The sequence below is a fragment of the Cupriavidus sp. PB-02 genome, assembly GCF_058252315.1.
On the sequence record NZ_CM177694.1, the window covers coordinates 3,102,212 to 3,115,690 of the forward strand.

Consider the following 13,479-nt stretch of genomic DNA (forward strand, 5'->3'; position numbering starts at 1 on the left):
GCCCTCCCTCAGACCTTTTCGACATCAGGCTTGCCCAGCAGCCCGGTCGGACGGAACAGCAGCACCAGCACCAGCAGGCTGAACGCGACCACGTCCTTGTATTCGGCCGGCATGTAGCCCGAGGCGAAGGTTTCCGCCAGGCCCAGCAGCACGCCGCCGAGCATCGCGCCCGGGATGCTGCCGATGCCGCCCAGCACCGCCGCGGTGAAGGCCTTGATGCCGGCAATGAAGCCGATGAAAGGATTGAGCTTGCCAATAGTCAGCCCGATCAGCACGCCGCCGACCGCCGCCAGCATCGCACCCAGCACGAAGGTGAACGAGATCACCTTGTTGGTGTCGATGCCGAGCAGGTTGGCCATGCGCATGTCTTCGGCGCAGGCGCGGCAGGCGCGGCCCATGCGCGAACGGCCGATGAACATGGTCAGTGCGATCATCAGCACCAGCGTCACGCACACGATCAGCAGGCGCGAATACGGCACCGTCACGGTGAAGTCGCCGCCCATCTGGAACTCGATCGCGCCCGAGATCAGCACCGGCACGGACACGTCGCGCGCGCCCTGCCCGATCTGGACATAGTTCTGCAGGAAGATCGACATACCGATGGCGGAGATCAGCGGCACCAGCCGCGGTCCGCCGCGCAGGGGCCGGTATGCCACCCGCTCGACCGCATAACCGTAAACTCCGGTGACCAGCACCGAGACCAGTAATGCGGCGCCCAGCACCAGCGGCAGGGGGTAGCCTGCCTGGACGCCGATCGCGGTGAGCGTGACCAGGCCGACGTAGGCACCGATCATGTAAATCTCGCCGTGCGCGAAATTGATCATGCCGATGATGCCGTAGACCATTGTGTAGCCGATGGCGATCAGCGCATAGATCGCACCCAGCGTCAGGCCGTTGACCAGCTGCTGGGTGAACTGTGGAAGGAATTCATTCATGGAAGAAGCCTCAGGACCTTGAAGCCCGATACCAGAACGCCCCGGGGTACGGGCGGGGCGTGTGCGGGGGGAAGCGCCTGCTTAGTTGGCGGCGGTCTTGCTGGCGTCCTTGTGCCAGGTGTAGACCACAAACTTGAAGGACTTCAGGTCGCCCTTGTCGTCGTACTCGACCTTGCCGATCGGGGTGGTGAAGGCGTTCTTGTGCATGTACGCCGCGACCTTGGTCGGGTCGGTGCTCTTGGCCCCGGCGATGGCGTCGCCGATGATCTTGACGGCGGCGTAGGCCGGCATCTGGAACGGACCGTTGGCGTCACGCTTCTTGTCGGCGAAGGCCTTGACCAGCGCGGCGTTGGCCGGGTCGGCCGAGAAGTCGGCCGGCAGCGTCACCAGCATGCCTTCCGACGACGGGCCGGCGATCGCGGTCACGTCCTTGTTGCCCACGCCTTCGGGGCCCATGAAGGTGGCCTTGACGCCCTGCTCGCGCGCCTGGCGCAGCAGCAGGCCCATTTCCGGGTGGTAGCCGCCGAAGTAGACGAAGTCCACGCCCTGCGACTTGAGCTTGGTGATGACGGCGGAGTAGTCCGAATCGCCGGCGTTGATGCCTTCGAACACGGCGACCGGGATCTTGGCGGCTTCCAGGTCCTTCTTCACCGAGCTGGCGATACCCTGGCCGTACGACTGCTTGTCGTGCAGCACGGCGACCTTCTTCGGCTTGACCTTGTTGATGATGTACTGAGCGGCAGCCGGACCCTGCTGGTCGTCGCGGCCGATGGTGCGGAAGATGAACTTGCGCTTCTTGGTCTCGGTCAGCTGCGGCGCCGTGGCCGACGGCGTCACCATCACGATGCCTTCGTTCTCATAGATGTCCGAAGCCGGGATGGTCGAGCCCGAGCACACATGGCCGATCACATACTTGATGTTCTGGCTGACGATCTTGTTGGCCACCGCAACGGCCTGCTTGGGTTCGCAGGCGTCGTCCATCATCACCACTTCGAACTTGTTGCCGCCGGCGCCGCCGGCAGCATTGATCTGTTCGATCGCGGTCAGCGCACCGGCCTTGACCATGTCGCCATACTGCGCCACCGAGCCGCTCATCGGGCCGGCAATGGCGATCTTCACGGTTTCGGCGTTGGCAGCGGCGCCAAAGGTGGCCAGCATGGCGGCCAGCGAGACGGACGTAAGACGGGACAGCGTCATCAGGAGCTCCTCGATTTATGTTTGGGTCATACGGGCAGAAACGGTATGACCTGCGCAATCGAACAACACCCGCGGACTACAGAGACGGACTGGCAGAAAAGCGGCCCGAGACGCGGAAGACGGGCCTGCAAAGAAGAGACAGCGTATGCGGGGCCCGGCATGTGTCAGTCCCGCTGAGGTACGGGGACCAAGGTTCGGAAAGACAACGTTGATGCGTTCTCTATTGCGCAAGCGATTCGCCTGCCCCGCTTGCCGCACCGCATGCCGGAAGGGTGGCCCGGCTGCCGTCGACAAAGCAGCCCGCATTATAGGGTCAAATTTCCTACTGCACGCGAGAATCGCACAACAAATGCGGAATGGATTTGGGAAAACGCGACACAATTTTCCACAAATTGCGCCTCAGACCATTCGAGGTGCAATTTTCTGCCCTTGCCAGCGCTGCACCGCACAAGGCCCGCCGGCGCCACAAAGACAAACGCCCCGGCGGGCCGGGGCGTTTGCAATTGCTGCACTGCGCAGCGAGGACGGATACCTTGCGCTTAGCGCTTGGCCACGTCCGGCACGTCGCGGGTGGCGGCGCCGTTGAACAGCTGGCGCGGACGACCGATCTTGTATTCCGGATCGGTGATCATTTCTTCCCACTGCGAGATCCAGCCCGGTGTACGGGCCAGCGCGAAGATGCAGGTGAACAGCGAGGTCGGGATGCCCAGCGCGCGCTGGACGATGCCCGAGTAGAAGTCGACGTTCGGGTACAGCTTGCGGCTGACGAAGTACTCGTCTTCCAGCGCGATCTTTTCCAGTTCCATGGCCAGCTTGAACAGCGGGTCGTTGTGCAGACCCAGCTCTTCCAGCACTTCATGGCAGGTTTCGCGCATCAGCTTGGCGCGCGGATCGTAGTTCTTGTACACCCGGTGGCCAAAGCCCATCAGGCGCACGCCCGAGTTCTTGTCCTTGACCTGCTTGATGAACTCGTTGATGTTGTCGACGCTGCCGATCTCTTCCAGCATCTTCAGCGCGGCTTCGTTGGCGCCGCCGTGAGCCGGGCCCCACAGGCAGGCCACGCCGGCGGCGATGGCTGCGAACGGGTTGGTGCCCGACGAACCGGCCAGGCGCACGGTCGAGGTCGACGCGTTCTGCTCGTGGTCGGCGTGCAGGATGAAGATGCGGTCCAGCGCACGCTCCAGCACCGGGTTCACGGTGTACGGGGCGCACGGCGTGCCGAACATCATGCGCATGAGGTTGCCCGAGTAGGACAGGTCGTTCTGCGGGTAGATGTACGGCTGACCGATGTTGTACTTGTACGCCATCGCGACCAGGGTCGGCATCTTGGCGATCAGGCGGATGGCCGAGATCTCGCGCTGGTGCGGATCGTCGATGTCCATCGCGTCGTGGTAGAACGCGCTCATGGCACCCACCAGGCCGGTCAGCACGGCCATCGGGTGGGCATCGCGGCGGAAGCCGCGCATGAAGAACTGCAGCTGCTCGTGGACCATCGTGTGGTTCATCACGTGGCCGACGAATTCATCCTTCTGCTTGGCGTTGGGCAGCTCGCCCTTGAGCAGCAGGTAGCAGACTTCGAGGTGGTTGCACTTCTGCGCCAGCTGCTCGATCGGGTAGCCGCGGTACAGCAGCTCGCCCTTGTCGCCGTCGATATAGGTGATCTTGGAATTGCACGAAGCCGTCGACATGAAACCGGGGTCGTAAGTGAACTTACCCGTTTGTCCGTACAGCTTGCGAATGTCGATCACGTCCGGGCCAACGGTGCCCGTATAAATCGGCAGCTCAACGCTGGGGGAACCATCGGAGAACGATAGCGTGGCTTTCACATCGGACGGCGTCATGTCGGATCCTTCAAATGCTGTGAATAATAATGTTGACCAAAACTCAGACCGTACGCAGCAGGCCTATCACTCGCTGCATCGGGGGCGTGTCGAGCTCACCGTCCAGTTCCTTGCGCGCAAGGAGCAGGTCCATCAACTCGTTGTCGCTGAGCTCGAACAGTACGCTCAGCGAAGCCACATCCTCGTCGGACAGGCTCTCCTCGTAACGGTTGAAAAAACGTTCGACGATGATGTCGTTCTCCAGGAGGCCGCGGCGGGCGCGCCAGCGCAAACGGGCGCGCTTGTGCGGATCGGCCTGATGGGAGAAGGTGGTGGCAGGACTCTCAGTCATGGCTTCCTACTTTCGGCGCGCCAGCCACATATAGCCGCTCTGGCTGACGCGCCGCTTACTACTGCAGACAGCCGCAGGATCAGACCGCGCGGCGGACCATCAGCTCCTTGATCTTGCCGATGGCCTTGGTCGGGTTCAGACCCTTCGGGCACACGTCGACGCAGTTCATGATGCTGTGGCAGCGGAACAGGCGGTACGGGTCGTTCAGGTTGTCCAGGCGCTCGCTGGTGGCCTGGTCGCGGCTGTCCGCAATGAAGCGGTAAGCCTGCAGCAGGCCGGCGGGGCCGACGAACTTGTCCGGGTTCCACCAGAACGACGGGCACGACGTGGAGCAGCTGGCGCAGAGAATACACTCGTACAGGCCGTCCAGCTCGTCACGCTCTTCCGGCGACTGCAGGCGCTCTTTCTCGGGCGGCGGCTCGTCGTTGATCAGGAACGGCTTGATCGAGTTGTACTGCTTGAAGAAGTTCGTCATGTCGACGATCAGGTCGCGCACCACCGGCAGGCCGGGCAGCGGACGCAGCACGATGCGGTCCGGCAGCTCGCGCATATTGGTCAGGCACGCCAGGCCGTTCTTGCCGTTGATGTTCATCGCGTCCGAGCCGCACACGCCTTCGCGGCACGAACGGCGGAACGAGATGGTCTCGTCCAGCTTCTTCAGCTTGACCAGCGCGTCCAGCAGCATGCGCTCGTGACCGTCCAGCTCGACCTCGTAGGTCTGCATGCGCGGTGCCGCATCCTTGTCCGGATCGTAGCGGTAGACTTCGAAAATACGCTTCATTTCTGTGGGTCCTGTTATCTCTACGATGCGGTGCTCAGAAGGTACGGGCCTTCGGCGGCACGCTTTCCACCGTCAGCGGTTCCATCTTCACCGGCTTGTAGTCGAGGCGGTTGCCTTCGCTGTAGAACAGCGTGTGCTTGAGCCAGTTCTGGTCGTCGCGATTCGGGAAGTCGCTGTGCGCGTGGGCACCGCGCGATTCCTTGCGAGCCGCCGCCGAGATCATGGTGGCCTTGGCCACTTCCACCAGGTTGGCCACTTCCAGGGCTTCCACCAGCGCGGTGTTGAAGACCTTGGACTTGTCCTTCAGGTGGATGTTGTTGGCGCGCTCGGAGACTTCCAGGATGCGCTCGACACCTTCGTCCATCAGCTTCTGCGTCCGGAACACGCCGGCATGCGACTGCATGTTCTTGCGGATGTCGTTGGCCACGTCCTGCGTGTATTCGCCCGACGAGGTGGCCTGCAGCTTGGCCAGGCGCGACAGCGCGAGGTCGGCGGCATCGGCCGGCAGCGGCTTGTGCTCTTTCTGCTTCAGGTTCTGGGCGATGATGTGGTTGCCGGCCGCGCGGCCGAACACCACCAGGTCGAGCAGCGAGTTGGTGCCCAGGCGGTTGGCGCCGTGCACCGACACGCACGAGCATTCGCCGATCGCGTAGAAACCGTTCAGGACTTCGTTCGGGTTGCCGTTCTTCGGCACCACGACCTGGCCGTGATAGTTGGTCGGAATGCCGCCCATCTGGTAGTGGATGGTCGGCACCACCGGGATCGGTTCCTTGATCGCGTCGACGTTGGCGAACTTCATGCCGATTTCGCGGATCGACGGCAGGCGCTTCATGATGGTCTCGGCGCCGACGTGGGTCAGGTCGAGCAGCACGTAGTCGCCGTTCGGGCCGCAGCCGCGGCCTTCCTTGATTTCCTGGTCCATCGAGCGCGAGACGAAGTCACGCGGCGCCAGGTCCTTCAGCGTCGGGGCATAGCGCTCCATGAAGCGCTCGCCGTCCTTGTTGCGCAGGATACCGCCCTCGCCGCGCACGCCTTCGGTGATCAGCACGCCCGCGCCGGCCACGCCGGTCGGGTGGAACTGCCAGAATTCCATGTCTTCCAGCGGCACGCCAGCGCGTGCGGCCATGCCCAGGCCGTCACCGGTGTTGATGAAGGCGTTGGTGGAAGCGGCGTAGATGCGGCCGGCACCGCCGGTCGCGAACAGCGTGGTCTTGGCCTCGAGGATGTAGACCTCGCCGGTTTCCATTTCCAGCGCGGTCACGCCCAGCACGTCGCCGTCCTGGTCGCGGATCAGGTCCAGCGCCATCCATTCGACGAAGAAGTGGGTCTTGGCGCGCACATTGCGCTGGTACAGCGTGTGCAGCAGCGCGTGGCCGGTACGGTCAGCCGCGGCGCAGGCGCGCTGCACGGGCTTTTCACCGTAGTTGGCGGTGTGGCCGCCGAACGGGCGCTGGTAGATGGTGCCGTCGGGGTTGCGGTCGAACGGCATGCCGAAGTGTTCGAGCTCGTACACGACCTTCGGGGCTTCACGGCACATGAACTCGATGGCGTCCTGGTCACCCAGCCAGTCCGAGCCCTTGATGGTGTCGTAGAAGTGATAGTGCCAGTTGTCTTCGCTCATGTTGCCCAGCGAAGCACCGATACCGCCCTGCGCCGCCACGGTGTGCGAGCGGGTCGGGAACACCTTGGACAGCACGGCCACGTTCAGGCCGGCTTCCGCGAGCTGGAGGGATGCGCGCATCCCGGCGCCGCCAGCACCGACGATGACCACGTCAAAGCGGCGACGCGGCAATCCAGTCTTGACTGCGACCATTTATTACACCCTCCAGAGAATCTGAGCAGCGTAGCCCGCACAACCGACGAGCCACAGAATCGTAAGAACTTGCAGCACCAGGCGCACGGCCATCGGGCGCACATAGTCCATCCAGATGTCGCGCACGCCGATCCAGGCGTGATAGAGCAGCGACAGGATGGTCAGGAACGTGATGATCTTCATCCACTGGTTGGAGAAGAGCCCTGCCCACGCTTCGTACGAAGCGCCGTTCGACAGCAGGAAGGCAATGGCCAGGACCACGGTGAAGACCACCATGATCACGGCCGTGACGCGTTGCGCGAGCCAGTCTTTCAGGCCGTAGTGGGCACCGACGACAAGACGCTTGGGACCGATATTGTTGTTTGCCACCGTGATTCTCCTCAGAACAGGCCGAACAGCTTCAGGCCGAAAATCAGGGTAAGCAGCAGGCTGACAACCAGCACGCTGATGGCAGACTTAGCCGAAGCGGGCTTGGAGACACCAACGTGCACATCCAGCAGCAGGAAACGGATACCGGCGCAGAAGTGATGCAGATAACCCCAGATCAGGGCCAGCAGAACCAGCTTGACGAAGCCGCCGGACAGGAGGGCCGAGAACTTTGCGAAGCTCAGTTCCGAAGTGATGCTCTGCTCGAACAGGTACAGCACGAAGGGAAGGAGGAGGAACATCAGGGCACCGCTGACGCGATGCAGGATGGATACCTTGCCGGCCCAGGGCAACCGGTATCTCGCGATCTGCGCGATACCGATATTCCGGAACTCCGGCCTGGCTTGTTTGGCTTCAGCCATGCGAGACCCCATTTGCGGTAAACAAAGAAACGAAACTGCCATTGCCTGCATGCAACGGGATGCATTAGGGCAAATCCATGAGATTTTAGCGCCTTTGTTGCGCGCTGCACCAATAATTTTCGCCTATCGGGCACCAACATGCGCCGCCCGACAATCGCACACAATCCACATGTGCCGCCAATGCCGCGCAACATTGAACGACGGCGCAACAGCCCTCACCGTCATGACAAAAGCCGCAATAATGCGCACCGGCGCGGGGGATCACGCGGTGCGCCGGGGTCAGCTCAGGTCGTTCTGGTAATAGTGCCGGGCGGTAACATACAGGCCGCGGCGCACTTCGACGGGACGGTCGCCATAGGTGTATGACACCCGTTCAACCGACAGCAGCGGCGAGCCCACCGGCACGGACAGCAACTCGGCCGCCGTCTCGTCGGCGGCCACAGCGCGAATCTTTTCCGAGGCGCGGATCATGCGTGTGCCGAACTCGGCCTCGAACAATGCATACATGGGGCCCTTCCACTCGGTCAGCTTTTCAGCCGTCAGGCCCTTGAAGTTGGCGCCGAGCAGCCAGATTTCGTCCAGCACGGTCGACTCGCCGGAGAATGTCAGCACACGGCGGATCTGCACCACGCTGTCGCCGGTGCGGATATCCAGCAGCCGGGCGATCTCGGCGGGCGCGCGCAGGCGCTTGCATTCCAGCACATGGCTGGCGCCATAATGGGGTTCGCCTTCGTCGGGGACGAGGCGCAGGAAACGGAACTTGACCACGTCTTCATGATGCGTGGTCACGAAGGTGCCCTTGCCCTGCCGGCGCGCCACCAGGTTCTCGGCGGCGAGCTCGTCGATGGCCTTGCGCACCGTGCCCTGGCTGACCTTGTAGCGCGAGGCCAGCTCCATTTCACTGGGGATCATCTCGCCCGGCTTCCATTCGCCGGACTGCAGGCTGCGCGTGATCAGCGCCTTGATCTGCTGGTAGAGCGGGCTGAAGGTGGGCGATGGCACGGCGTTGGCGGCTTGCGGGGCGGTTTGCGAAACCAGCGGCTGCGCCGGCGAAGATGACGGAGGCGGCTGCGTCCCGGCGCCGGGCGTGGCGGCGCCAGATTCCTGCGCGCCGGGGGCCGTCGCGCCGGTCAGGGACGTAGACAGGGAGGACATAGCGGGATTTCACCACAAAACGGCGAGAGGCGTCCAGCCTGATCTTAATTGTCTTATGTCTTATATAAGACATATGAATTGACAGCAAGGGAGGCGCAGCCTACACTCGCGCTGGTCCACGCCCGCGGAGGCCTGCCAGTGCCCGCCAGACCTTGACGAATGCGGCCCGGCCCCGGTGCGAGCCGGCCCGGCCTGCGCTCCGTCCCGGAATTCGGTCTGGAAATGGCGCCACGCTTCGCAGTAGACTTACGCTTCGTTGCATCACCATGACCCGTTGTGGCTCTCCCTCACCGGTTCCGCCCCGTGGCCTCGCCACCTGGCTCCGGCGGACAGCCGCTCCCCGCTGTGGCGACAACCAGCGCCCGGTGACGTGCCGCCACTTGTACCACGGCAGCGCGCAACCGACCGGTTTCCCCCCATCTATCGTTTGGAGATTTACTCATGGCTAAAGCCCCAATGCGCGTCGCAGTCACCGGCGCCGCTGGCCAGATCGGCTACTCCCTGCTGTTCCGCATCGCCAATGGCGACATGCTGGGCAAAGACCAGCCGGTCATCCTCCAACTGCTCGACCTCCCGCAAGCCCAGCAAGCCGTCAAGGGCGTGGTGATGGAACTGGAAGACTGCGCCTTCCCGCTGCTGGCCGGCGTGGTCATCACCGATGATCCCAAGGTTGCCTTCAAGGACGCCGACGTCGCCCTGCTGGTGGGCGCCCGTCCGCGCAGCAAGGGCATGGAGCGCAAGGACCTGCTCGAAGCCAACGCCCAGATCTTCACGGTGCAGGGCAAGGCACTGGACGAAGTCGCCAGCCGCAACGTCAAGGTGCTGGTGGTCGGCAACCCGGCCAACACCAACGCCTACATCGCCATGAAGTCGGCCCCGAACCTGCCGCGCGAGAACTTCACCGCGATGCTGCGTCTGGACCACAACCGCGCCCTGTCGCAGATCGCCGCCAAGACCGGCAAGCCGGTTTCGTCGATCGAGAAGCTGTTCGTGTGGGGCAACCACAGCCCGACCATGTACGCCGACTACCGCTATGCCACCGTCGACGGCAAGAGCGTCAAGGACCTGATCAACGACCCGGTCTGGAACAACGACGTGTTCCTGCCGACCGTCGGCAAGCGCGGCGCCGCCATCATCGAGGCCCGTGGCCTGTCGTCGGCCGCCTCGGCTGCCAACGCCGCCATCGACCATGTGCGTGACTGGGTGCTGGGCACCAACGGCAAGGTCGTCACCATGGGCATCCCGTCGAACGGCGAGTACGGCATCCCCGCCGACACCATGTTCGGCTACCCGGTGACCACCGCCAACGGCAAGTACGAAATCGTCAAGGGTCTGGAGATCGACGCCTACAGCCAGGAAAAGATCAACATCACCCTGAACGAACTGGAAGAAGAAAAGGCCGGCGTGCAGCACCTGCTGGGCTGATCTTCCGCTCGAGGAAAGACCAGGACAAAGACCGGGGTTCCGCAACGATTCAATCGGTGCGGACCCCGGTTTTTCATATTGGGGCGTTACGCTAGCCTCTGCCCCTCCCCTACAACCAACGATCCGAACCAACGTGCATCCTTCCGAGGTCTTGTTCCAGGGCGAAGCCATCCCGGTCCAGCTGCCGGTGTGTGACCACTATGCGGGCAGCGAAAAGCTGATGCGCAAATCGCTTGCCCTGCAGCAAGAGCTTGGTGCCATCTTCGACATCACCTTCGACTGCGAGGACGGCGCCGCCGTCGGCCAGGAGCGCGAGCACGCCGAGCTGTGCGCGCAGCTGATCAGCAGCCCGATGAATGCGCACAATCGCGTGGGCGTGCGCATTCATGATCCGTCGCACCCGAGCTGGCGCCAGGACGTCGACGTGCTGGTGCGCGCCGGCGGCGCCCGGCTGGCCTATGTGGTGGTGCCCAAGGTCACCGACGTGGTCGAGGTCGCGCGCGTGACCGACCATGTCAACCAGGTGGCGCGCAATGCCGGCATCGCCCGCCATATCCCGATCCATGTGCTGATCGAGACCCATGCCGCGCTCGAACAGGCATTCGACATCGCCGCGCTGGTGCAGGTCGAGTGCCTGAGCTTCGGCCTGATGGACTTTGTCTCGGCGCATCACGGCGCGATCCCGGGCGAGGCCATGCGCTCGCCGCAGCAGTTCGAGCATCCGCTGATCCGCCGCGCCATGCTGGAGATCTCCGCCGCCTGCCACCGCCATGGCAAGGTGCCGTCACACAACGTCAGCACCGATGTGCAGACGCCGCAGCGCGCCGGCGACGATGCGCTGCGCGCGCGCAGCGAGTTCGGCTACCTGCGCAAGTGGAGCATCCATCCGGGCCAGATCGTGCCGATCGTCGCGGCATTCCGCCCCGGTGCGGAGGAAATCGGCGCCGCCAGCCAGATCCTGCTGGCAGCGCATGAAAACAACTGGGCCCCGATCCGCCACGAAGGCCAGCTGCACGACCGTGCCAGCTATCGCTATTACTGGTCGCTGCTGCAGCGCGCGCAGGCGACCGGCACGCCGCTGCCGGCCAACGTGGAAGCGCTGTTCTTCGCCTGAAACAAGTCCAACACCAATCACGGACGCGCCCCGAAGGAGACACGGATGGCCGCTTCGACGAACGCTGTACCGGCCGCCGCGGCAGAGCAGCCGGCCGCCGCGCCCAAACCCAAGAAATCCGTCGCCCTGTCGGGCGTGACCGCCGGCAATACCGCGCTGTGCACGGTCGGCCGTACCGGCAACGACCTGCACTACCGCGGCTACGACATCCTCGATATCGCCGACACCTGCGAGTTCGAGGAAATCGCCCACCTGCTGGTGCACGGCAAGCTGCCGACCAAGGCTGAACTGGCCGCCTACAAGGCCAAGCTCAAGTCCCTGCGCGGCCTGCCCGCCAACGTCAAGGCTGCGCTGGAATGGGTCCCCGCCAGCGCCCACCCGATGGACGTGATGCGCACCGGCGTGTCGGTGCTCGGCACCGTGCTGCCGGAGAAGGAATACCACAACACCCCGGGCGCGCGCGATATCGCCGACCGCCTGATGGCCAGCTTCGGCTCGATGCTGCTGTACTGGTACCACTACAGCCACAACGGCCGCCGCATCGAGGTGGAAACCGACGATGACTCCATCGGCGCACACTTCCTGCACCTGCTGCACGGCGAGAAGCCGTCGGAGCTGTGGGAGCGCGCCATGCACACGTCGATGATCCTGTACGCGGAGCACGAGTTCAACGCCTCGACCTTCGCCGCGCGCGTGGTCGCCGGCACGGGCTCGGACATGTACTCGGCCATCTGCGGCGCGATCGGCGCGCTGCGCGGCCCCAAGCATGGCGGCGCCAACGAAGTGGCCTTCGAGATCCAGAAGCGCTACGACAACGCCGACGAGGCCCAGGCCGACATCACCCGCCGCGTTGAGAACAAGGAAGTCGTGATCGGCTTCGGCCACCCGGTGTACACCATCAGCGACCCGCGCAACCAGGTGATCAAGGAAGTGGCCAGGAAGTTGTCGAAGGATGCCGGCTCGATGAAGATGTTCGATATTGCCGAGCGCCTGGAAACGGTGATGGGGGACATCAAGAAGATGTTCCCGAACCTGGACTGGTTCAGCGCGGTGAGCTACCACATGATGGGCGTGCCGACGGCGATGTTCACGCCGCTCTTTGTGATCGCGCGCACTTCCGGCTGGGCCGCGCATGTGATCGAACAGCGCATCGACAACAAGATCATCCGCCCGAGCGCCAACTATGTGGGCCCTGAAAACCGCAAATTCGTCACCATTGGCAAGCGCAAGTGAGCCCGGACCGACCAGGCATCCCAATAATGTAACGAAAGGCCAGAGCACTACGCCGCCCCAGGCAAATCGTAGAGAATAGCGGCGGAAATCCATCCCAGGCCGCCGCCGGATGTGACGGCGGCGATGACATAAATCAGATTTCGGAATCCGAAAGGCACTCACAAAATGAAACATCTCGTCCTTGCCGCCTGCATCGGCGCCTTCAGCCTGACCACCGCTACCGCCGTCATGGCGCAGGAACCGGCCAAGAAGACCACCACTACCAAGAAGAAGGCTTCGACCAAGAAGAAGGCAGCTGCCGGGACCGCCGCAGCGGCCGGCGCCGCTGCGGCAGCCACCCCGACCGGTGAAAAGTGGCAATGCGAACTGGGCAACAGCCTGTACATCGCCGGCGACATGCTGCGTGACGAAGTCCTGACCGTGCACTGGCAGGGCAAGGACTACAAGCTGCCGCGCCAGTCCACCGTCACCGGCGCAGACCGCTACTACGACGCCCGTACCGGCCTGGACCTGGTCGTGATCCCGAGCAAGGCCATGCTGTTCAACAAGAACCTGGGCCAGCGCCTGGCCGACGACTGCCAGAGCGCCGCCATGCAGGCCGGCGCCGCGGCCCCGACCCAGGCCGGCGGCCTGCGCGCCCCGACTACCAGCCCGTTGCTGGTCACGCCGCCGGGCGGCCAGCCGCAGCAGCCGTCCGACGCCAGCCAGCAGTCCGCCGCACCCAAGCAGTAAGTCCGTACAGGGCGCCGGCGGCCGACTGAATTCCGGCCGCCGGCGCCCTTTTTACCTTGCCGGGCGGGAAAATCCGCTTGGCCAGGCACGTTGTCGTGCCAGCGCAGGGGCTGCGCCGGGGCCCGGCCGATCCG

The 13,479-nt window shown here is 63.9% G+C and carries 13 protein-coding genes; 4 read left to right on the forward strand and 9 right to left on the reverse strand.

The window, feature by feature from the left end:
• Positions 1-8: 8 nt before the first annotated feature.
• The 9 genes from livH to AC10V3_RS14590 all read right to left on the reverse strand — a co-directional run bounded on the left by livH (position 9) and on the right by AC10V3_RS14590 (position 8,841).
• Positions 9-935, reverse strand: coding sequence for a high-affinity branched-chain amino acid ABC transporter permease LivH (livH, locus tag AC10V3_RS14550; protein ID WP_022535982.1), 927 nt, complete (start codon positions 933-935; stop codon positions 9-11).
• A gap of 81 nt (positions 936-1,016) precedes the next feature.
• A complete protein-coding gene (locus AC10V3_RS14555) occupies positions 1,017-2,132 on the reverse strand; it encodes a branched-chain amino acid ABC transporter substrate-binding protein (RefSeq protein WP_490922388.1) in 1,116 nt (371 codons plus the stop codon).
• A gap of 539 nt (positions 2,133-2,671) precedes the next feature.
• Positions 2,672-3,973 carry a citrate synthase gene (gene gltA, locus AC10V3_RS14560; RefSeq protein WP_022535984.1) on the reverse strand — a complete coding sequence of 434 codons (1,302 nt, stop codon included), beginning with the start codon at positions 3,971-3,973 and terminating at the stop codon, positions 2,672-2,674.
• Positions 3,974-4,016: 43 nt separating this feature from the next.
• On the reverse strand, positions 4,017-4,304 hold the full coding sequence (locus AC10V3_RS14565; RefSeq protein ID WP_022535985.1) for an FAD assembly factor SdhE: 288 nt from the start codon (positions 4,302-4,304) through the stop codon (positions 4,017-4,019).
• A 79-nt stretch (positions 4,305-4,383) separates the two neighbouring features.
• Entirely contained in the window at positions 4,384-5,085 is a 702-nt protein-coding gene (locus tag AC10V3_RS14570) for a succinate dehydrogenase iron-sulfur subunit (protein WP_011298473.1), read from the reverse strand.
• A 34-nt stretch (positions 5,086-5,119) separates the two neighbouring features.
• Positions 5,120-6,898, reverse strand: coding sequence for a succinate dehydrogenase flavoprotein subunit (gene sdhA / locus AC10V3_RS14575; protein ID WP_022535986.1), 1,779 nt, complete (start codon positions 6,896-6,898; stop codon positions 5,120-5,122).
• 3 nt (positions 6,899-6,901) lie between these two features.
• Complete coding sequence (gene sdhD / locus AC10V3_RS14580; protein WP_010814617.1) at positions 6,902-7,267, reverse strand: succinate dehydrogenase, hydrophobic membrane anchor protein; 366 nt, start codon at positions 7,265-7,267, stop codon at positions 6,902-6,904.
• Positions 7,268-7,278: 11 nt separating this feature from the next.
• Entirely contained in the window at positions 7,279-7,686 is a 408-nt protein-coding gene (gene sdhC / locus AC10V3_RS14585) for a succinate dehydrogenase, cytochrome b556 subunit (protein WP_490922391.1), read from the reverse strand.
• A gap of 279 nt (positions 7,687-7,965) precedes the next feature.
• A complete protein-coding gene (locus AC10V3_RS14590; RefSeq protein ID WP_022535988.1) occupies positions 7,966-8,841 on the reverse strand; it encodes a GntR family transcriptional regulator in 876 nt (291 codons plus the stop codon).
• A gap of 441 nt (positions 8,842-9,282) precedes the next feature.
• Between AC10V3_RS14590 and AC10V3_RS14595 the strand changes: the two genes are divergently transcribed.
• The 4 genes from AC10V3_RS14595 (at position 9,283) to AC10V3_RS14610 (ending at position 13,345) form a co-directional block, all read left to right on the forward strand.
• Positions 9,283-10,266 (forward strand): malate dehydrogenase, encoded by a 984-nt coding sequence (locus AC10V3_RS14595; RefSeq protein ID WP_010814614.1) that lies wholly within the window; start codon positions 9,283-9,285, stop codon positions 10,264-10,266.
• A 133-nt stretch (positions 10,267-10,399) separates the two neighbouring features.
• Positions 10,400-11,380, forward strand: coding sequence for an HpcH/HpaI aldolase/citrate lyase family protein (locus AC10V3_RS14600; protein ID WP_490922392.1), 981 nt, complete (start codon positions 10,400-10,402; stop codon positions 11,378-11,380).
• A 45-nt stretch (positions 11,381-11,425) separates the two neighbouring features.
• Positions 11,426-12,613 (forward strand): bifunctional 2-methylcitrate synthase/citrate synthase, encoded by a 1,188-nt coding sequence (gene prpC / locus AC10V3_RS14605; protein ID WP_490922394.1) that lies wholly within the window; start codon positions 11,426-11,428, stop codon positions 12,611-12,613.
• A gap of 165 nt (positions 12,614-12,778) precedes the next feature.
• Positions 12,779-13,345, forward strand: a complete 567-nt coding sequence (locus AC10V3_RS14610; protein WP_349607297.1) for a hypothetical protein — start codon at positions 12,779-12,781, stop codon at positions 13,343-13,345.
• Positions 13,346-13,479: the final 134 nt, after the last annotated feature.

Bases quoted from the DNA above. Each gene is read 5' to 3' on its own strand.
- AC10V3_RS14610 (WP_349607297.1), top strand. From the start codon at position 12,779: ATGAAACATCTCGTCCTTGCCGCCTGCATCGGCGCCTTCAGCCTGACC.
- sdhC (WP_490922391.1), bottom strand. From the start codon at position 7,686: ATGGCTGAAGCCAAACAAGCCAGGCCGGAGTTCCGGAATATCGGTATC.
- sdhA (WP_022535986.1), bottom strand. From the start codon at position 6,898: ATGGTCGCAGTCAAGACTGGATTGCCGCGTCGCCGCTTTGACGTGGTC.
- gltA (WP_022535984.1), bottom strand. From the start codon at position 3,973: ATGACGCCGTCCGATGTGAAAGCCACGCTATCGTTCTCCGATGGTTCC.
- prpC (WP_490922394.1), top strand. From the start codon at position 11,426: ATGGCCGCTTCGACGAACGCTGTACCGGCCGCCGCGGCAGAGCAGCCG.
- AC10V3_RS14555 (WP_490922388.1), bottom strand. From the start codon at position 2,132: ATGACGCTGTCCCGTCTTACGTCCGTCTCGCTGGCCGCCATGCTGGCC.
- AC10V3_RS14595 (WP_010814614.1), top strand. From the start codon at position 9,283: ATGGCTAAAGCCCCAATGCGCGTCGCAGTCACCGGCGCCGCTGGCCAG.
- AC10V3_RS14570 (WP_011298473.1), bottom strand. From the start codon at position 5,085: ATGAAGCGTATTTTCGAAGTCTACCGCTACGATCCGGACAAGGATGCG.
- AC10V3_RS14565 (WP_022535985.1), bottom strand. From the start codon at position 4,304: ATGACTGAGAGTCCTGCCACCACCTTCTCCCATCAGGCCGATCCGCAC.
- AC10V3_RS14590 (WP_022535988.1), bottom strand. From the start codon at position 8,841: ATGTCCTCCCTGTCTACGTCCCTGACCGGCGCGACGGCCCCCGGCGCG.
- livH (WP_022535982.1), bottom strand. From the start codon at position 935: ATGAATGAATTCCTTCCACAGTTCACCCAGCAGCTGGTCAACGGCCTG.